The organism is Micromonospora coerulea, assembly GCF_016598485.1.
Lineage (GTDB): Bacteria > Actinomycetota > Actinomycetes > Mycobacteriales > Micromonosporaceae > Micromonospora > Micromonospora coerulea.
Map to the genome: position 1 here is coordinate 94,482 of NZ_JAEMUW010000017.1, position 18,565 is coordinate 113,046.

General features: G+C 74.8%; 17 protein-coding genes. 6 read left to right on the top strand and 11 right to left on the bottom strand.

Annotation, left to right across the window (positions count from 1 at the left end; all coding sequences use genetic code 11):
* Positions 1-2 precede the first annotated feature (2 nt).
* A complete protein-coding gene (locus I8N68_RS21675; RefSeq protein ID WP_200213258.1) occupies positions 3-1,295 on the bottom strand; it encodes an exo-beta-N-acetylmuramidase NamZ family protein in 1,293 nt (430 codons plus the stop codon).
* 99 nt (positions 1,296-1,394) lie between these two features.
* Positions 1,395-2,468, bottom strand: coding sequence for a DUF4037 domain-containing protein (locus tag I8N68_RS21680; protein ID WP_200213260.1), 1,074 nt, complete (start codon positions 2,466-2,468; stop codon positions 1,395-1,397).
* Positions 2,469-2,582: 114 nt separating this feature from the next.
* On the opposite strand from I8N68_RS21680, the gene I8N68_RS21685 reads away from it, so the two are divergent.
* The gene (locus I8N68_RS21685; protein WP_200213262.1) at positions 2,583-3,503 is read left to right on the top strand and encodes a 5'-3' exonuclease; all 921 of its coding nucleotides are present in this window, start codon (positions 2,583-2,585) and stop codon (positions 3,501-3,503) included.
* A gap of 60 nt (positions 3,504-3,563) precedes the next feature.
* On the opposite strand, the gene I8N68_RS21690 is transcribed toward I8N68_RS21685, so the two are convergent.
* Entirely contained in the window at positions 3,564-4,124 is a 561-nt protein-coding gene (locus I8N68_RS21690; RefSeq protein ID WP_200213265.1) for a cysteine hydrolase family protein, read from the bottom strand.
* Between the two features lie 108 nt (positions 4,125-4,232).
* Complete coding sequence (locus tag I8N68_RS21695) at positions 4,233-7,034, bottom strand: DEAD/DEAH box helicase (protein ID WP_200213268.1); 2,802 nt, start codon at positions 7,032-7,034, stop codon at positions 4,233-4,235.
* 86 nt (positions 7,035-7,120) lie between these two features.
* Between I8N68_RS21695 and I8N68_RS21700 the strand changes: the two genes are divergently transcribed.
* The 3 genes from I8N68_RS21700 to I8N68_RS21710 are packed head-to-tail and all read left to right on the top strand — an operon-like array spanning position 7,121 to position 10,115.
* Positions 7,121-7,885, top strand: coding sequence for an HAD family hydrolase (locus I8N68_RS21700; RefSeq protein ID WP_200213270.1), 765 nt, complete (start codon positions 7,121-7,123; stop codon positions 7,883-7,885).
* Between the two features lie 40 nt (positions 7,886-7,925).
* Positions 7,926-9,005, top strand: a complete 1,080-nt coding sequence (locus I8N68_RS21705; protein WP_200213273.1) for an AraC-like ligand-binding domain-containing protein — start codon at positions 7,926-7,928, stop codon at positions 9,003-9,005.
* Positions 9,006-9,056: 51 nt separating this feature from the next.
* Positions 9,057-10,115 (top strand): EamA family transporter, encoded by a 1,059-nt coding sequence (locus I8N68_RS21710; protein ID WP_200213275.1) that lies wholly within the window; start codon positions 9,057-9,059, stop codon positions 10,113-10,115.
* On the opposite strand, the gene I8N68_RS21715 is transcribed toward I8N68_RS21710, so the two are convergent.
* From I8N68_RS21715 to I8N68_RS21730, 4 genes are all read right to left on the bottom strand, one after another.
* Positions 10,078-11,007, bottom strand: coding sequence for a diacylglycerol kinase (locus I8N68_RS21715; protein WP_200213279.1), 930 nt, complete (start codon positions 11,005-11,007; stop codon positions 10,078-10,080). The genes I8N68_RS21710 and I8N68_RS21715 overlap by 38 nt on opposite strands.
* A 349-nt stretch (positions 11,008-11,356) precedes the next feature.
* Positions 11,357-12,400, bottom strand: coding sequence for a zinc-dependent alcohol dehydrogenase family protein (locus tag I8N68_RS21720; protein ID WP_200213283.1), 1,044 nt, complete (start codon positions 12,398-12,400; stop codon positions 11,357-11,359).
* Between the two features lie 99 nt (positions 12,401-12,499).
* Positions 12,500-14,554 carry an amylo-alpha-1,6-glucosidase gene (locus I8N68_RS21725; RefSeq protein WP_200213285.1) on the bottom strand — a complete coding sequence of 685 codons (2,055 nt, stop codon included), beginning with the start codon at positions 14,552-14,554 and terminating at the stop codon, positions 12,500-12,502.
* On the bottom strand, positions 14,551-14,928 hold the full coding sequence (locus I8N68_RS21730; protein ID WP_200213288.1) for an SCP2 sterol-binding domain-containing protein: 378 nt from the start codon (positions 14,926-14,928) through the stop codon (positions 14,551-14,553). Before I8N68_RS21730 ends, I8N68_RS21725 begins: the two co-directional genes overlap by 4 nt.
* A 196-nt stretch (positions 14,929-15,124) precedes the next feature.
* Here I8N68_RS21730 and I8N68_RS21735 point away from each other — a divergent pair, with 196 nt between their 5' ends.
* Both I8N68_RS21735 and I8N68_RS21740 read left to right on the top strand, forming a co-directional pair.
* Entirely contained in the window at positions 15,125-16,009 is an 885-nt protein-coding gene (locus I8N68_RS21735; RefSeq protein WP_200213291.1) for an ABC transporter substrate-binding protein, read from the top strand.
* Between the two features lie 116 nt (positions 16,010-16,125).
* A complete protein-coding gene (locus I8N68_RS21740; protein WP_307812919.1) occupies positions 16,126-16,716 on the top strand; it encodes a TOPRIM nucleotidyl transferase/hydrolase domain-containing protein in 591 nt (196 codons plus the stop codon).
* Between the two features lie 74 nt (positions 16,717-16,790).
* On the opposite strand, the gene tatC is transcribed toward I8N68_RS21740, so the two are convergent.
* The 3 genes from tatC to I8N68_RS21755 form a co-directional block, all read right to left on the bottom strand.
* Positions 16,791-17,744, bottom strand: a complete 954-nt coding sequence (gene tatC, locus I8N68_RS21745) for a twin-arginine translocase subunit TatC (RefSeq protein WP_200213294.1) — start codon at positions 17,742-17,744, stop codon at positions 16,791-16,793.
* Between the two features lie 18 nt (positions 17,745-17,762).
* Positions 17,763-18,092, bottom strand: coding sequence for a Sec-independent protein translocase subunit TatA (gene tatA, locus I8N68_RS21750; RefSeq protein WP_200213296.1), 330 nt, complete (start codon positions 18,090-18,092; stop codon positions 17,763-17,765).
* 215 nt (positions 18,093-18,307) lie between these two features.
* Complete coding sequence (locus I8N68_RS21755; RefSeq protein WP_200213298.1) at positions 18,308-18,556, bottom strand: hypothetical protein; 249 nt, start codon at positions 18,554-18,556, stop codon at positions 18,308-18,310.
* Between the last annotated feature and the right edge of the window lie 9 nt (positions 18,557-18,565).

Here is an 18,565-nt window from a genome sequence, read left to right on the forward strand (position 1 = left end):
GGTCAGTAGAGCAGGTAGGGCTGGCGCTGCCGGTCGAACGCGGCCAACTCGTCGGCCCAGGCGCCGACCACGTCGGCCACGTCGGCGCCCGCGTCGATCATCGTGCGCAGCCGGGGCGATCCGGTGAGCTTATCGATCCAGTACGGCCGCAGTTGGTCCCAGGCGTCCTGCCGCCACGCGAACGCCGGGTACTTCCGCGCCTCCACCAGCATCGCGACCCCGGTCCGGATCGGGTCGTACGCGCCCCGGTCGACGATCTTGACCTCGACGCCCGCGCAGGGCTTGTTGAGCAGCGCCGGCTTCTGCCCGGCCGAGGTCGGCGAGAAGTACGCCTCCCGAAACCGCACCCCCGGCAGGTTCCGGGCGTTGAGCCGGTCACCCCAGTGGTAGTCGAAGTCCGTCGCCAGGCCGCCGATCAGCTCGAACGGGCGGCAGGTGCCGCGCCCCTCGGTGATCGACGCGACGCCCTCGAAGAGGCAGGTGCCCGGGTAGACGAGCGCGGTGTCCGTGGTCGGCATGTTCGGGCTGGGCAGCACCCAGGGCAGATCGGTGTCGGCGGCGAGCCGGTCCCGCTTCCAGTGCCGGCACTGCACCACGTGCAGCTCGACCGGCCGTCCCGCCTCGGCGGGCAGGAACTCGGCGTTGAAGAAGCGCGCGAGCTCGCCGACGGTCATGCCGTGCTGCTGCACGATCTCCTTGAGACCCACCCCGGAGGTGTAGCCGGCGGTCATCATCGGGCCGTACGCCCGGCCGCCGACCGGGTTCGGGCGATCGAGTACGACGTACCGCTTGCCGAGCCGGGCCGCGGCGAGCATCGAGGTGTACATCGTCCAGATGTAGGTGTAGAAACGCGCCCCCACGTCCTGGATGTCGAAGACCGCGGTGTCCATTCCGGACTGCGTGAACATGGCCTCCCACTTGGCCTGCGACGCGCCGTACGCGTCGTAGACGGTGATGCCGGTCCGGGCGTCCGTGCCGGTGCCCTCGCTGCCGCCCGCCTGGGCCGAGCCCCGGAAGCCGTGCTCGGGACCGAACGCCGCGACCACGTTCACCTGGCCCGAGGCGTGCATCAGGTCGACCAGGTGCCGATAGGCGGAGTCGACGCCGGTCGGGTTGGAGATCACCCCCACCCGCTGCCCGCGCAGCTCGGCGAAGTCGGAGCGCACCAGCGCGTCCAGGCCGGTCTCGACGAGGCGAATGCCCGGGTCGGCACTGCCGGGTGAGGCGGTCACGGTCGTGGCGAGGGCGCCGGCGGTGACCGCTCCGGCGCCGGTGAGGAAGGTTCTGCGCTCCATCGGGTGCCTCCAAGCAGCTCAGCTCATCGAAACTTAGCTACATACAGGTGGTGGGTCAAGGAAAGATACCTACGGATGTCGACCGGATGAGCCGCCCGGTCAGTCCGGCCGGAGCGCCGCCGCGACCCGGCGGGCCCGCTGCGCGTGGCCGAGGACGTCGACGTTGTCCAGGTACTGGTCGACGGCACCCACCGAGGGCCGCGCGCGCAGCGCCGGGTCACCGATCGCGGCGCGCAGCGCGGCGGCGAACCGGCCGGCGTCGAGCACCAGGAACGGCCGCTCGTGGAACTGCCGGGCCGTCGGGTCGACCGGCGCGGCCAGCCCCAGGTCGTTGGTCCAGCCGGCCACCGTCTCCAGCGCGCCGACCAGCCCGGCCTGGCGGTCGGACCAGCCGCCGGGGCCGAGGGCGCTGGTCAGCCGGTCGACCACCGGGGTCGCCACCGGCAGCCGGGCGAAGACGGTGCCGAGCCATTTCGCGTACGGGGGCCAGCGGCGATGCACCAGCAGACCGAGCCGCATCAGGTCCCGGGCCAGCCCGGCGGTCACCACCCGGCTGCCCAGCTCGTCGCCGACCTCGGCACACCGCCCGGCCAGGTGCTCGGCCTGGCCGATCCGGCTCCAGGCGGCCGCCAGGACGTGCCGCCACACGTCGTCCGGGTACCAGGCCAGCCGGGCCCGGGCGGCGGTGAGCGCCCCGTCGAGGCCGTCGTGGAAGACCGCGCCGCCGGTCAGCTCGGCCAGCCGCTGGGTGGGCGTGGCGAGCCAGTCGTCCACCCCGACGCCGGTGCGCGGATCGAAGCCGAGCTTGTCGCGCAGCCAGCCGGTCAGCTCGTCCACGCTCACCCCGTGCCGGTCCCCGTCGGCGTCGACGACGCCGAGGCGGACGTCGGGGCCGCCGACGAAGCGGGTCGGCCAGCCGAGGAACTCCGCCGGCAGTTCGGCGTCGAGCACCGCCCGGACGGGGCCCACGTCGTCCGGGCCGGCGACGAAGAGCTGGGCCCGCGGACCCCAGTCGTGGTCGGTGGAGCGCTCGGTGTCCACGCCGAGCAGCTCCGAGCCGCCGTCGAGCAGGCCGGCGGCGTAGCGGAGCCCGGGCAGCCGCCGGGCCAGCAGGGGAGCCACCACCTCGTCGTGGAACCGCCGGGCGAGCACCAGCCCGGGTACGAACGTCATGCCGTCAGTCTCCCCGGCGGACGCGCCCGTGACTCACCCGACGGCCAACCGCGCCCGCCCCGGCGCGATCCGGCCCTCCCCCACCTCGTCGTACGGCTGTGCCAGGCTGTCCGGGTGGCACAGCGACCCCCGATCCTGCTGATCGACTCCCCCAGCCTCTACTTCCGGGCCTACTTCGGCATCCCCGAGTCGGCCGCGAAGACCCCCGAGGGCCAGCCGGTGAACGCCGTGCGCGGCTTCCTCGACATGCTCGCCCAGCTCGTCCGCACCCGCCGGCCGGACCGGATGGTCTGCGCGCTGGATTACGACTGGCGGCCGGCGTGGCGGGTGGAGCTGCTGCCCTCGTACAAGGCGCACCGGTTGGCGCCGGAGGGCGGCGAGGTGGTGCCGGACACCCTCTCCCCGCAGGTGCCGATGATCCTGGAGGTGCTGGCCGCGCTCGGCATCACGTCGGTCGGCGCCACCGGCTACGAGGCCGACGACGTGCTCGGCACGCTGTCGGTGACCCAGCCGGGCCCGGCGGAGGTGGTCTCCGGCGACCGGGACCTGTTCCAGCTGATCGACGACGCCCGCGGCGTCCGGCTGCTCTACGTCGGGCGGGGGGTGGCCAAGCTGGACGACTGCGACGACGCGGCGGTCCGCGCCCGGTACGGGGTCCCCGCCGACCGGTACGCCGACTTCGCGGCGCTGCGCGGCGACCCGAGTGACGGGCTGCCCGGGGTGCCGGGCGTGGGTGAGAAGACGGCCGCCCGGCTGATCGAGCGGTACGGCGGCCTGCCCGGCATCCTCGCCGCGCTGGACGACGGGGACGCCGGCTTCGCGCCGGGGCTGCGGAGCAAGCTCGCGGCGGCCCGGGACTACCTGGCGGTGGCGCCCAAGGTGGTCCGGGTGGCGACCGACGTGCCGCTGCCGGAGCTGCCGACCGCGCTGCCGACGGCGCCCAAGAACCCGGACCGGCTGCTGGAGCTGGCGCAGCGGTGGAACCTGGCCGGCTCGTGCCGGCGGCTCGTGGACGCCCTCGCCGGCCCGGCCTGACCCGGCGGAGGGCGCCTCTCCACCGCAGGGGTCAGGCCGGCGGCGCCGCGGACACCGCCGTCAGGACGTGCCGCCGAACTCGACCGCCTTGGTCTCCACCGTGCCGGCCGTCCGCCCCGGCGCCGTCTGGTGGGTCCAGTACAGATTCGTGTGCGCGATGACCTGGTCCGGCGGCGGCGCCCCCCAGGCCGACAGGTCCTCCGTCGTGTGGGCGTCGCTGACCAGGGTCGCGTCGTACCCCCGGACGAGGGCGCCGTGCAGCGTCGAGCGGATGCACGCGTCGGTCTGCGCGCCGACCACGACGAGTCGCCCCACCCCGAGGCCGGACAGCACGGGCTCGAGGGTGGTGTCCTCGAAGGAGTCGCCGTAGGTCTTCTCGACCAGCGGCTCGGCGTCGCCCGGAGTGAGTTCGGGGACGATCCGCCAGTCGTCGCTGCCCCGCGCCAGCTCCTCGCTGTGGTGCTGAACCCAGACGACGGGGACCCCGTCCTGTCGCGCCCGCTCGACGAGGCTGCCGACGTTCGCGACGACCGCGTCGCGCTCGTGCGCTCCCGCGACGACGCCGTTCTGCACGTCGACAACGAGAAGTGCGGTGTTCGGCCGGTTCTCCAGTGTGGTCATGCTCTCCCCTTGGCTCGCGCTGGACGCCTGTCCACACGCTAACCCCACCCCCCGACAGCACCCGTCGACCGGTCCGGGAGACCCGGGCCGGCCGACCGGACGTGACGATCAAGCGGCGGCGTGGTACGCCAGCACGCCCCGGTTGACGGCCGCGATGGCCTGCCGGGCGGTGGCGCGCAGCTCCGTCGACGCGCCGCCGGAGTCGGCCAGCTGACCAAGCAGGTCGACCACCTGCCGGGCCCAGCGGACGAAGTCGCCGGCCGGCATCTCGCCGTCGATCTCGTGCCCGCTGGCGAGCACCTTGGCCAGCGCCTCACCCCGGGCCCATCGGTAGATCGGCCAGGCGAAGCCCAGGTCCGGCTCCCGGGTGACCGCGAGGCCCCGGGCGGCCTCGTCCGCCTCGATGTCGCCCCACAGCTTGAGCGTCTCGTCGACCGCGTCGGCGACCGCGCCGCGCGGCAGGCCGGCGCGCTCGTCGACGTCACGGCGGGCCTCGAAGACCACCACCGACACGGCGGCGGCGAGCTCGGCCGGGGAGAGGCCGTCCCAGACGCCCCGGCGCAGGCACTCGGCGACCAGCAGGTCCGCCTCGGTCCAGATCCGGCCGAGCATCCGGCCGGCGTCGGTGACGCCGCCGTCCTCGGACAGGTAGCCGCGGGCGGTGAGCAGCGCGACGATCCGGTCGAAGGTGCGCGCGAGCGAGCCGGTGCGGCCGGAGACCCGCTGCCGCAGCTCCTCGGTGTCGCGTTCGAGGCGGCGGCGCCGCTCGGCCCAGCGGGCGTGCTCCTCCCGTTCCGGGCAGGCGTGGCAGGGGTGGTTGCGCAGCTCGGTGCGGAGCTGGCTGAGCCGGTGGTCGTCGCCGGCCGCCTGCCGGGACCGCCCGCCCCGGCGACCGTCGTGCCGGTCCAGCCCGGTACCGCTGACCTCGGCGGCCAGGTCCCGCCGGGCCCCCGGGGAACGGTGGTTGAAGTGCTTGGGCACCCGGATCCGGGCGAGCACCTCGGCGGGGGTGGTGAAGTCGCCGGGGCTGACCCGGCCGGCCCAGCGGTCCTGGGTGAGCACCAGCGGGCGGGGCTCGCCGAAGCCACCGGTCGCCGGGTCGAGGACCACCGCGAGGCCGGCGCGCCGGCCGGAGGGCACCCGGATCACGTCGCCGATCCGCAGCCGTTCGAGGGAGGCGACCGCGGCGGCCTTGCGCTGGGTCTGGCCCTGCCGGGCGATGGCCCGCTCCCGGTCGGCGATCGCCACCCGCAGCGTGAAGTACTCGTCGAAGTCGCCGTGGTGGCAGGCCGCCTCGGCGCCGTACGCCTCGATGGTCTCGGTGTTGCGCTGCACCTGCCGGGCCAGGCCGACCACCGAGCGGTCCGCCTGGAACTGGGCGAACGACGACTCCAGCAGTGCCCGGGCCGGGTCGGCGCCGACGGTGCCGACCAGGTTGACCGCCATGTTGTACGAGGGCCGGAAGCTGGACCGCAGCGGGTAGGTGCGGGTGGAGGCCAGGCCGGCCACGTGCCGGGGGTCGGTCTCCGGGGACCAGACCACGACGGCGTGCCCCTCGACGTCGATGCCGCGCCGGCCGGCCCGCCCGGTGAGCTGCGTGTACTCCCCCGGGGTGAGGTCGACGTGCGCCTCGCCGTTGAACTTGACCAGGCGTTCGAGCACCACACAGCGGGCGGGCATGTTGATGCCCAGCGCCAGGGTCTCGGTGGCGAAGACCGCCTTGACCAGGCCGCGGACGAAGAGCTCCTCGACAACCTCCTTGAACACCGGCAGCATGCCGGCATGGTGGGCGGCCAGGCCGCGCTCCAGACCGTCGAGCCATTCCCAGTAGCCCAGCACGGTCAGGTCCTCGCCGGGGATGGCGGTGACCCGCGACTCGACCACCCGGCGGATCTCGGTGCGCTCCTCCGGCGAGGTCAGCCGCAGCCCGGCGGCCAGGCACTGCTGCACGGCGGCGGCGCAGCCGGCCCGGCTGAAGATGAACAGGATCGCCGGGAGCAGCCCCTCCCGGTCGAGCCGGTCGACGATGTCGGGGCGCATCGGGCCGCGCCAGCGGGGGCCCCGCCGCCCGGCGCCGGGGCCGGCGCTGCGCCCCTCCCCCAGCTCCAGGCGGCGCACCGTGTCGCGGGTGTAGCGCAGCAACTCGGGATGCACGTCGTGCTTGCGGGCGGCGTCGGCGTCGTGGAACAGGTCGAACATCCGCTTGCCCACCAGCATGTGCTGCCACAGCGGCACCGGCCGGTGCTCGCTGACCACCACCGCGGTCTCGCCGCGGACGGTGACCAGCCAGTCGGCGAACTCCTCGGCGTTGGAGACGGTCGCGGACAGCGAGACCAGGGTGACCGACGCGGGCAGGTGGATGATCACCTCTTCCCACACCCCGCCGCGGAACCGGTCGGCGAGGTAGTGCACCTCGTCCATCACCACGTAGGCCAGCCCCTCGAGGGTGGTCGAGCCCGCGTAGAGCATGTTGCGCAGCACCTCGGTGGTCATCACCACCACCGGCGCGTCGCCGTTGATCGCGTTGTCGCCGGTGAGCAGGCCGACCTGGGCGGCGCCGTAGCGGTCGACCAGGTCGTGGTACTTCTGGTTGGACAGCGCCTTGATCGGCGTGGTGTAGAAGCACTTGCGCCGGGTGGTCGCCCCCTCGGCCGCGTCGGCCGGCGCCGGCTGCCCGGGCCTGCCGCGCAGGGCCAGGTGTACGGCGAACTCGCCGACCACGGTCTTGCCGGCGCCGGTGGGGGCGCAGACCAGCACACCGCTGCCCCGTTCCAGGGCCTGGCACGCCTCCCGCTGGAAATCGTCGAGGTCGAACCCGAGATCGCGGGCGAATTCGTCCAGGGCCGGGAAGGCGGAGGCCTGCGCGGCCCGGCGGCGCGCCGCGGCGTACCGCTCGGCGGGGCTCGACATGCCTCCAAGATTAATCGGTCCGACCGACCACCACCGGACAAGGCCGTCCAGCGGGACGATCGGAGGCGGTCGGTAGGGTGCACGACGTGCCGGACCATGCCGAACCCCCCCACGCCTCGAGCGGCGCCGACGACGCCGTCCGCCCGGGCCCGTCCCGCCGCCCCGTGGAGGCGGTGCTCTTCGACTTCCACGGCACGCTCGCCCAGGTGGAGGAGCCGCGCGACTGGGTGCTGGCCGCCGCGGCCGCGTGCGGCGTGGAGCTGGACCGGGTGCGGGCCACCGCGCTGGCCGACCGGCTGCTCACCGCCGGGCGGGCCGGCGGGCCGCGGCCGACGCGGGTCCCGCCCCGGCTGGCCGAGCTCTGGGCCGACCGCGATCTCTACGAGCACGCCCACCGGGGCGCGTACACCGGGCTGGCGGAGACGGTGGACGCGGGCATCGACGGCTTCGCCGAGGCGCTGTACGAGCGGGTGCTGATCCCCGCGGGCTGGGTGCCGTATCCGGACACCGAGCCGGTGCTCAAGGAGCTGCGGCGCGCCGGGGTGAAGGTGGCCGTGGTCAGCAACATCGGTTTCGACGTCCGGCCGCTCTTCGCCGCCTGGGGCCTCGACGGCCTCGTCGACGCGTACGCACTGTCGTACGAGGTGGGGCGGTGCAAGCCCGATCCGGGGATCTTCCTGCGCGCCTGCGCGATGCTCGGCGTCGACCCGGAGCGCACGGTGATGGTCGGCGACACGCCGGCCGACGCGGGCGCGGTGAGTGCCGGCTGCGCGGTGCTGGTGCTGCCGGCCGCCGACCCCGGCCGGCACAACGGGCTCGGCGCGGTGCTCGACCTGGCGACGGGGCCGTGAGCCCGGGATCCGCGCCGGCGACCCGCGCCGGTCGGCACCGGTGACCGGCCGTTCGCCCGACGACCGGCGGGCGGTCGGCGAGCTGCCGTATCATGCGGGCTCGACCGTCGACGGCCGCCGGGAGGAAGCGATCCTGCCACGTCAGGTGTTCGACACCCAGCTGGTGCCGGCGGCCGACCGATTCGACCGCTGGGCGGACTTTGTCGTCGGCGCCGGGCCGGCCAGCATCTGGACAGACCGGTCGGTTCCGTTCGACGCCGTCGCGCAACTGATCGACCTGGACGGCGTGCACCTGACCTCGTTCCGCTACCCCACCCTGCGCACCCGGCGGACCGCCCGGCAGATCCGGCAGGCCGACCCGGAGATGTTCCAGCTGGCCCTGCCCATCGCCGGGTTCAGCGCCATCAGCCAGGCCCGCAACGAGTCGACCATCGACCGGACCGCGTTCACCTTCTTCGACACCTCCCGCCCGTACGAGGCGGAGCACCGGGCGCCGGACACGGCGTACACGTCGACGATCTGCCTGCACATCCCGCACGCCCGGCTGCCGCTGTCCCCCGACCGGGTGAACCGGCTGCTCGCCGCCGTCATGCCTGCCGAGCAGGGGATGGGCCGCCTGCTGGCGCAGTTCCTGAAGCAGGTGGTGACACACCCCGAGCAGTACGCCTCGGCCGAGGCGCCCCGGCTCGGCGAGGTGGCCCTCGACCTGGTGTGCGCGACCCTGGCGCGGCACGCGGACGCCGCGACGTGCCTGCCGCCGGAGACGCGCGAGCAGGTCACCCGGCTGCAGGTCACGGAGTTCATCGAGCGGCACCTCGCCCAGCCGGACCTCGACCCCGAGACGGTCGCCCGGGCCCACCACGTCTCGCTGCGCACCCTGCACCGGCTCTTCGCCGACGGGGACGAGACCGTCGCGGGGCTGATCCGCCGGCGGCGCCTGGAACGCTGCCGCCGGGACCTGCGCAACCCGGTGCTGCGGGACCAGCCCATCCACGTCATTGCGGCGCGGTGGGGATTCCGGGATCCGGCGCACTTCAGCCGCGCCTTCCGGGCCGCGTACGGCGTTCCGGCGCGCGACTACCGGGCCGGCGGGTCGCCGACGACCGGCCGGCCGGGCTGAGCCGCCGGCCCGGCGGATCGGGTCCCCACCTGCCCGTCTAGCGTCACGGGCATGACGATCGGACACCCTGCCCACACCCGGCGCCGCCCACACGGGGGCCAGCTCGGGGCGGTCGGGCTGGTGCTCGGCGGGGCGCTGTCGGTGCAGTTCGGGTCGGCGGTGGCCGCCCTGCTCTTCCCACACACGGGGGTGGCCGGGGCGGTGACGCTGCGGCTGGCCATCGGCGCGCTGCTGATGCTGGTGGTGTGCCGGCCGCGGCTGCGCGGCCACGACCGCGCCGACTGGGCGTCCGTGGTCGCCTTCGGGCTGGCCCTGGCCGGCATGAACTCGATCTTCTACCAGGCCATCGACCGCATCCCGCTCGGTCCGGCGGTCACCCTGGAGGTGCTGGGGCCGCTCGCCCTGTCGGTGTGCACCGCCCGCCGGCGGGCCGCCTGGTGCTGGGCCGGGCTGGCGCTGGCCGGGGTGGCCCTGCTCGGCCAGGGCGGGTTCGCCCGGCTGGACCCGGTGGGCGCCGGGCTCGCGCTGGGGGCCGGCGCGATGTGGGCGGCGTACATCGTCTGCTCGGCGCGGGTCGGCGGCCGGTTCCCGCGCGCCGACGGACTGGCCCTGGCGCTCACCGTGGCGGCCCTGGTGACGCTGCCGATCGGGCTGGTCGGGGCCGGCTCCCGGCTGTGGCATCCGGCCGTGCTGGGCCTGGGCGCCGGGCTGGCCGCGCTCGCCTCGGTGCTGCCGTACACCCTGGAACTGCTGGCGCTGCGCCGGCTGCCCACCGCGACCTTCGCCGTGCTGATGAGTCTCGGCCCGGCCATCGCCGCCCTCGCCGGCTGGCTCGTCCTGCGCCAGGAGCTGCGCCCGGTGGAGATCATCGCGATCGGCCTGGTGATCGCCGCCAGCATCGGCGCGGTCCGGGCCGGCGCGCCGGCCCCCGCCCCGTCGGCGCCGCCTGCCGCCGACGCCGAGCCGTCGCACCCCACCCCGGAACCGGTCGGCGCGCCCGCCCTCGTCACGGGCGGCACGGCGGCGGACGGGTCCACCGCCGGCGACCCGGGTCCCGTCGGCGGCACGGCGGTCAGCGCAGCAGCCGCACCGCCCTCGGCACGGCGCTGATCCGCACCGGCAGGTCGAGGGCGCGCTCCCCGTCGGCGTACGTGGTGATGCCCGCGGCGACCAACTCCACGGTCCGGGCCCGATAGGTGCGCACAAGCGGGTGGTCGACGTGCGTGCCCTGGTAGATCCGCGGCTTCACCCGCATCAGGGTGCGCCGGTCGAACCGCCCGCCGACCACCACGTCCAGCAGCCCGTCGGTCGGGTCGGCATCGGGGCAGATGCGCATGCCGCCGCCGTAGCTGGCGCAGTTGCCCACCGCCACCAGCACCGCGTCGAGCTCCAGCTCCGCACCGTCGAGGCGCAGGGTGTACCGGCGCGGGCGCAGTCGGGCCAGCTCCACCAGGATCGCCAGGTCGTACCGGCGCGGGCCGCGCGGCCAGCGCATCCGGTTGGCGCGCTCGTTGACGATCGCGTCGAAGCCGGCGGCCAGGACCGCGCCGTACCAGCGCTCGGCACCACCGTCCGGGTCGGTCAGCCGGGCCAGATCGACCGGGTGGGTGCGGCCGTCGCGCAGCGCGGCGGCGATCACGTCGGCCGCGGCGAGCGGGTCGGCGGGGAAGCCGGTGTCGACCGCGAAGTCGTTGCCGGTGCCGGCGGGCACCGGGCCGAACGGCACCGCCGTACCGGCGACCGCCTGCAACGCCCGGTGGACCGTGCCGTCACCGCCCACGGCGACCAGCGCGCCGGCGCCGTCGGCGACCGCGGCGTGGCACGCCGCCTCCGCCTCCGCCGGGGTGCCGGCCGCCAGCAGCCGGACCGGCCGACCGCCGGCGCTCAGCCGCTCCAGCAGCCGGGGCAGCAGGCCACGGTGCCGGCCCCGGCCGGCGGTCGGGTTGGCGAGCACGGCGACGGAGCCGGCCGGGACATGATCGTGCGCGGTCACGGCGAGCACCGTACGGTACGACCGGCGCCGCCCACCAGGGGAGACGGCCTACTCTCGACCGAGGATCGCCGCGACCGTCGGGGTGGCCATCGCCCGGGGGCACCCGGGCCAGCCAGGTCACCTGGTCGGCCGCGCCAAGGTCGCCGGCGTCCGGGTCGTGAAACGGCGCCTCGCTGGCCCCCTCGGGCGAGGCCGGCGGGCTCGCCCCGCTGCCGCGCAGCGCGGCGGCGACGACGGCGGCCTCCACCAGGGCGGCCTGCTCCTCGACCGGCGGGCCCCGCAGCCCGGCCGGCGGCGGGAGGAGCGCACGACGCGAGCGTAGGGAGCGCCTCCGTGCCCCACGAGATCCCGGTGAGGATCAGAAGGTGATGCGGACCTTCAGCGCGGTGCGCTCGTCCATCGCCCGGTAACCGTCCGGCACCGCGTCGAGGGAGACCGACCGGTCGAACACCGGCGACGGGTCGATGGTGCCGTCGAGGACGTCGGCGAGCAGTTCCGGGAGGTAGGCCCGGGCCGGTGCGACGCCACCGCCGAGCGCGACGTTGCGGCCGAACATCTGGCCGATGTCCACGCCGGCGCTGCCGCCGTGCGGCACGCCGACGTAGCCGACCGCGCCGCCGTCGCGGGCGATGGAGATCGCGGTACGCATCGACTCCTCGGTGCCGACCGCCTCCAGCACGGCGTGCGCACCCTGCCCCTTGGTGAGCTCCCTGACGGCGGCGATGGCGGCCTCGCCCCGCTCGGCTACCACGTCCGTGGCGCCGAAGGAGCGGGCGATGTCGGTACGGGCGGTGTGCCGGCCCAGCGCGATGATCTGCTCGGCCCCGAGCCGCCGGGCGGCGAGCACCCCGCAGAGGCCGACCGCGCCGTCGCCGACCACGGCCACGGTGGCGCCGGGGCGCACCCGGGCGGCCAGGGCGGCGTGGTGGCCGGTGCACATCACGTCGGACAGCGCGAGCAGCGCGGTCAGCAGCCGCTCGTCGCCCGCCGCCTCGGCGGGCAGCTTGACCAGCGTGCCGTCGGCGTACGGGACGCGGACCGCTTCACCCTGACCACCGTCGGAGCCGGGCTCGCCCCAGAAGCCGCCGTGCGGGCAGGAGGTCTGCAGGCCCTCCCGGCAGAAGTCGCAGACGCCGTCGGACCAGACGAACGGGGCCACCACCAGGTCCCCCACCCGCACGGAGCTGACCTCGGCCCCGGTGGCCTCGACCACGCCGAGGAACTCGTGGCCGATCCGCTGCCCGGGCTGGCGCTTGGCCACGCCGCGGTACGCCCACAGGTCGCTACCGCAGATGCAGGCGAGCACGACGCGGACGACGGCGTCGCCGGGGGTACGGACGGCCGCGTCCGGCACCTCCTCGACCCGGATGTCGTTCGGTCCGTGGATCACAGTGGCGCGCATGACGGGATGTCCTCCGGGTGGGCGGTGGTGGGCAGTCGGGCCGGACGGGCCGGCGCCCCGCGGAACGCTGGACCCGGCCCGGACGTCCGCCAACCTACGTCAGCTGGCGTCCGCGCGGGCCAGCCCGCTGCCGATCACGTCGATCCGGCCCCACCGCCCGGGAATGTCCAGCAGCTCCACCCGGCCGAACCGCGCCGGCACCCGCGGCTCCATCACCAGGTGCTCACCCACCGGTTCCAGCCCGAGCAGGGCCCGCAACAGCAGGAATGTCGCGCCCGTGGCCAGGGCCTGCGGGCTGTTCGCCCCCGGATAGAGCACCGGGTAGCGCGTCAGCTCCCGGGGGTAGCCGGCGAAGGCCTCCGGCAGCCGGCCATCGACGTAGTGCGCCGCGTCGATGATCCCCTCGGCGATCCGGCCCGCCTCTTCGGTGAAGCCGTACCGGCGCAGTCCCCAGGCGATCAGCGCGTTGTCGAACGGCCAGACGGTGCCCACCTGGTAGCCCAGCGGGTTGTACCGCGCCTGCCCCTCGGCCAGGGTCCGCACCCCCCAGCCGGAAAAGAGCCGCGGACCGAGCAGGTGCGCGGCGACCTGGGCGGCCCGCGACTCGTCGACGATGCCGCTCCACAGCAGGTGCCCCATGTTGGAGGCGAGCGCGTCGACCTGCCGACCCTCCGCGTCCAGCGCCAGCGCGTAGTAGCCCCGGTCGGCGATCCAGAAGTCCCGCTCGAACCGCTCCCGCAGCGCGGCGGCCTCCCGCTCCAGCCGGTCCGCGTACGCCGGGTCGCCCCAGAACTCGCGGGCCAGCCGGGCCCCGCGCCGCTTCGCGTCGTACGCGTACCCCTGCAACTCGCACGTGGCGCGGGGCGGTTCGGGCAGCCGGCCGTCGGCGTAGCAGATGGCCTCCGTGGATTCCTTCCAGCTCTGGTTCTCCAGGCCGTTCCGCTCGTTGCGCCGCCGGTAGCGGACATACCCGTCGCCGAGGAGGTCGCCGTACTCGTCGATCCAGTTCAGCGCGGCCCGGGCCTCGTCCTCGAACTCCCGCACCAGCGCCGCGTCGCCGGTCCACCGCTCGTACTCGTCCAGCAGGATCACGTAGAGCGGGGTGACGTCGGCACTGCCGTAGTACGGCGACTCCGGCCGCTCCTCGAAGGCCGTCAGCTCGCCGTAGCGGAACTCGCGCAGGATCTTGCCCGGCTCCTCGTCGCGGAAGTCGTCGAGCACCGTGCCCTGGTCGGTGCTGAGCATCCGCAGCGTGGCCCCGGCCAGCTCCGGGGCGACCGGCAGCGCCTGGAAGCTGGTCAGGATGCTGTCCCGGCCGGTGATGGTGGCGTGCCAGGGCAGGCCGGCCGCGGGCATCGCCTCGGTCGGGAGGGCGAGCGGCGAGTACCGCAGCGCGGCCAGGTCGACCAGGCTGCGCCGGTAGGTGGCGGTGACCGCGGCCCAGTCGCAGGTCAGCTGCGGCGCCCGGGCCAGCCAGGTCGCCAGGTCCTCCTGCTGTTCCGCGGTGGTCCGTCGGGGCCGGCGGTCCAGCGGCTCCCGCACGTCCCGGCCGTCCGGCCGCAGCACCAGCGCCAGGACCCGCAGCGTCGTCGTCCACTCCCGGTTCGGCTCCACCCGGACGGTGTACGTCAGACCGCGCTCGTCGACGGCGGCCGGCTCGCTGGTGGAGATCACGGTTTCCCGGCGGAATTTCTCCCGGCGGTAGCCGAGCCGCAGGCATCCGTCCTCGACCCGCCGGTAGAGGTCACCCATCGGTACCCACTCCCGGGTGACCATGTAGAGCGGCGAGAAGTCGCTGGCCACGTCCATCCGTACGGTGAACTCCACCGGCTCGCGGTCGTGGTTGAGCACGGTCAGCCGCTCCTCGAAGACGCCGGCGTTGATGGACCGCTCCCGGATCACCGAGGCCTTCGCGTCCACGTAGTGGGTCGGCTCGCCGGGCACCAGGAAGAAGCGCATGGCGAAGTAGTCCCGCTCGGCGATGGAGAGCGCGTGCAGCCGTTCCCCGTTGAGGCTCAGCCGCCACAGCGACAGGAAACGGGTGTCCATGTCGAAGAAGCCCGACGGGTGGGCGACGCTCGGCTCGATGTCACCGCTGTCCGCGCTGAGCACGAAGATGTTGCCGTCCAGTACCCGGACCATGTTCGCGGTCATCCCGGCTCCCGGCGGTCACGGGCCACGGCGCGCGGGTGTCGCGCGCCGGGCGGCGCGGCGAAGAGCCGTTCCAGCAGGACGATGAAGCGGAACTGGCCCTCCGTGGTGATGTCGTTGCGCAGCCACGCCGGTAGCGGCTTGATCTCGCCCCGCGCCATCCGGGCGAAGAGCGCCCGATCGGTGTGGATGACCGCGTCCGCCGCGCGCTCGTCCCGGGACACCTCGACCCGCCCGTCGGCGATGGTGAGGTGCCAGAGCTCGACACCGTCCTCCCCGGTCAGCTCGAACCGGACGGTGCCGCGGGTCTTGCGCAGCAGGCGCTGGTGCCCGCCGCCGGCGAGCCGGTCGAAGAACGCCCCGATGGGATCCGACACCGCACCGCCTCCCGCGTGATCGCCGTCGGAGCGGACGGTCCCCGGGCGGATTCGTGGCCGCGCAGCGGCGACGACCGATCCGTCCGTGCTCCCCTGGCGCGGACCCAGCCTATCGCCGGTCCTGGGTGGGCACGTCCGGATCGGCCAGACGCGGGGGCGCCGCGGCACCCGTACCGGCGGCGGGCAGGATGACGGGATGCGCCTGGTCTCCCTGCTGCCGTCCGCCACCGAGATCGTCTACGCCCTGGGCCTCGCGGAGGACCTGGTCGGGGTCACCTTCGAATGCGAGCTGCCGGCGGCCGACCGGGCCGCCATGACCGTCGTGGTGGGCGGCCGCGACACCCGGGGCATGAGCCCCGGCGAGATCGACGCCTACGTCAAGGGGCAGCTGGCCGCCGGTGCCGACCTCTACACCCTGCACGCGGGCGCGCTGGCCGGGCTCGACCCGGACCTGATCCTCACCCAGGACCTGTGCCGGGTCTGCGCCCTGCCGGCCGGCCGGGTGGCCGACGCCGTGGACCACCTGGGCTGCCGGGCGGACGTGCTGTCGCTGGATCCGTACACCCTGGAGGAGGTGCTCGGCACGATCCTCGCCGTGGGGGCGGCGGCCCGCGTACCGGATCGGGCGGAGGCGCTGGTCGACGGCCTGCGGGCGCGGCTGGCGGAGGTTGCCGCCGCGGTGGCCGGCCGGACGCGGCGGCGGGTCGCGGTGGTGGAGTGGGTCGACCCCCCGTTCGGCGCCGGGCACTGGATCCCCGACCAGGTCCGCGCGGCTGGCGGCGACCCGGTCGCCGCCCATCCCGGCGCCCGCTCCGCCCCCACGACCTGGGCGGCGCTGGCCGCGGCCGCGCCGGAGGTCGTGCTGGTCACCCCGTGCGGCTTCCACCTCGACGGGGCGGCCGTGCAGGCGGCCGCGGTGGCACCGCACTTCCCCGACGCGGAGGTCTGGGCCCTCGACGCGGACGGGCTGATCGTGCGCGCGGGTCCCCGACTCGTCGACGGGGTCGCGGCCATCGCGGCGATCCTGCACCCGGACGCCGTGCCCGCCCCGCTGCCGGGCAGCATCCGCCGGGTGGCCTGAACAGCCACCGGGCCGAGTCCCCGCGCCGCCTCCGGTCACGGTCGTCACCGGACGCGAATACCACTTGCCGGGCAGCGCCGCCGCGGGCATGGTGGCGGCGAGGCGGGAGGTGGGTGGTGGAGTTGCTGCGGACCAGCCTGCACCGGGCGGCCGGTCTGCGGGCGCCCACGGTGGTGCTGGTCGAGGGCGCCAGCGACCGGCGCGCGCTGGAGGCGCTGGCCCGGCGAGGTGGGCGTTCGCTGGACGAGGTGGCGATCGTGCCGATGGGCGGGATCACCAACATCGGCCACTTCCTCGACCTGTTCGGCCCCCGCGGCCTCGACCGGAGGCTCGCCGGCCTCTACGACGTCGCCGAGGAGGGGTACGTCCGGCGTGGCCTGGAGCGGGCCGGACTGGGCGCGGCCCCGTCCCGCGAGCGGCTGGCCGCCCTCGGCTTCCAGGTGTGCGTGGCAGACCTGGAGGACGAGTTGATCCGCGCCCTCGGGGTGGCGGCGGTCGAGCAGGTCGTCGAGGCGGCCGGCGAGCTGCGCTCGTTTCACCGGTTCCAGCGCCAGCCCGCCCAGCAGGACCGGCCGCTGGCCGCCCAGCTCCACCGGTTCATCGGCACCCGCTCCGGACGCAAGGCCCGCTACGCGGACCTGCTCGCCGACGCGCTCCCACCCGCCCGGGTGCCCCCGGCGCTCGACCGGCTCCTGGCGCGGCTGTGACGGCCGCACCCCCCGCTACGCCGAACGCCGCCCCCATTCGGGGCGGCGTTCGCGCGTCGGTGACCGGCGACCGCTCAGGTCATGTCGTCGTAGCGGCGCTCGATCGGCGCGGGGGCGGCGACCGGTTCCGGCACTCCGATCGGGGCGACCGCATCGACCCGCTGCCCCGCCCCGACCGGATCGGCGGTCAGGTCCAACGGCGACACCTCGTCGTCGCCGACGCCGGAGTACATCTCCCGGCCCCGGCCGCGCCGCTTGTCGTTGAGGAAGGCCACCCCGACCGCGACGAAGTAGAGCAGGGAGAGCGCGGTGGCCAGCAGCGTCATGCCGAACGGGCCCGGGTCCGGCGTGGCGACGGCGGCGAAGGCGAACGAAATGAAGATCACCACGCGCCACCAGCTCAGCAGGCGCTTCGCGCTGGCCAGGCCGGCGAAGTTCAGCATGAGCAGGATCAGCGGGAACTCGAACGCCACCCCGAACAGCAGGATCATGTTCGTGACGAACCCGATGTACGCGGAGACCTCGAACTGGTTGGACAGCCCGCCCACCCCGGAGTCCATCAGGAACCCAAGGCCCTTGTCGACCACGACGTAGGCCAGCACCGCGCCGGCCGCGAACAGCGGCGCGGCGATCGACACGAAGAGGTAGGCCCACTTGCGCTCGTGCCGGTGCAGGCCGGGCGCGATGAAGGCCCAGAGCTGGTAGAGCCAGACCGGCCCGCCGACGATCAGGCCGATCCACAGGGCGAGCTTCAGCTTCAGGATGAAACCGGTCGTCGGCGTCAGGGCCAGGAGGTCCTGGCACTGTCCGAGCGCGTCAGTCGTGTCGGGCAGCCGGCAGTACGGCCGCTTCAGCACCAGGAAGACCGGGTCAGCCAGCCAGAAGCCGACGATCAGGCCCGTGACGATCGCCAGCGAGGCGCGGAACAGGCGGGTACGCAGCTCACGGATGTGCTCCATGAGCGTCATGGAGCCGTCGGCGGCCCGTTCGAAGGTGCTCGGGCCGCGCTTGCGGAGCGCGAAGGCCACGGTGGTCGGGCCCTTCGGTCAGTTCTCGCGGACGCGCTGCACCGGGTCGACCGGCGGGGCGACCGGCTGCTGCGGCTGCGGGGCGTACTGCTGCTGCGGGGGCTGCTGCGGCGCGTAGCCCGGCTGCGGCTGCTGACCGGCGTACGGCGGGAGCGGCTGGTAGCCGGTCTGCGCGTCGGCCTTCTCGGCCAGGTCACGGTCGTCGTCGTGCAGGCTCTTGGTCTCGGCCTTGATGATCCGCAGCGAGCGGCCCAGCGAGCGGGCCGCGTCGGGGAGCCGCTTCGCGCCGAACAGCAGGATCAGCACGACCACGAGTACGGCGATGTGCCACGGCTTGAGGGCACCCATGGGAAGCTCCAGTCGCTCTGTGTCGGTGAGGGGCGGTCGCAGCCCATCGTACGTGCGCCGAGAGCGGTTGCCACCCCGCCGGGTCGGTCGGTGCAGGCCCGGCCGGTGAAGTCTCGACCAACCCGCGGTGTCCCGTCAACCGTCTGCGGCGGCGCGTTCGTGCGCGCAACCCCCCGGAACGCGCAGCTACCGCGCGGCGAACCGACCGGGATCGATCACTTGCCGCGCTTCGCCTTGATCAACCCGACCCGCTCCTGGGCGGTGGCGGCGCGGCTCTGCAACGCCTCGGCCCGCACCTGGAGCGCCTCGGCGGCGGACCGCAGCCCTTCCGCCTCGGCCTGGCGCCGCTGCAGCGCCACCGCCGCCCGGCGCAGCCGGGGCAGCCGGACCAGCACCGGCCGCACCGCCAGGGCCAGCACGACCAGCGCGAAGAGCACCACCGCGAGCACGATCCAGGTCACCACGGCGGCCAG

Bases quoted from the DNA above. Each gene is read 5' to 3' on its own strand.
- I8N68_RS21675 (WP_200213258.1), bottom strand. From the start codon at position 1,295: ATGGAGCGCAGAACCTTCCTCACCGGCGCCGGAGCGGTCACCGCCGGC.
- I8N68_RS21680 (WP_200213260.1), bottom strand. From the start codon at position 2,468: ATGACGTTCGTACCCGGGCTGGTGCTCGCCCGGCGGTTCCACGACGAG.
- I8N68_RS21690 (WP_200213265.1), bottom strand. From the start codon at position 4,124: ATGACCACACTGGAGAACCGGCCGAACACCGCACTTCTCGTTGTCGAC.
- I8N68_RS21695 (WP_200213268.1), bottom strand. From the start codon at position 7,034: ATGTCGAGCCCCGCCGAGCGGTACGCCGCGGCGCGCCGCCGGGCCGCG.
- I8N68_RS21710 (WP_200213275.1), top strand. From the start codon at position 9,057: ATGACGATCGGACACCCTGCCCACACCCGGCGCCGCCCACACGGGGGC.
- I8N68_RS21720 (WP_200213283.1), bottom strand. From the start codon at position 12,400: ATGCGCGCCACTGTGATCCACGGACCGAACGACATCCGGGTCGAGGAG.
- I8N68_RS21725 (WP_200213285.1), bottom strand. From the start codon at position 14,554: ATGACCGCGAACATGGTCCGGGTACTGGACGGCAACATCTTCGTGCTC.
- I8N68_RS21735 (WP_200213291.1), top strand. From the start codon at position 15,125: ATGCGCCTGGTCTCCCTGCTGCCGTCCGCCACCGAGATCGTCTACGCC.
- tatA (WP_200213296.1), bottom strand. From the start codon at position 18,092: ATGGGTGCCCTCAAGCCGTGGCACATCGCCGTACTCGTGGTCGTGCTG.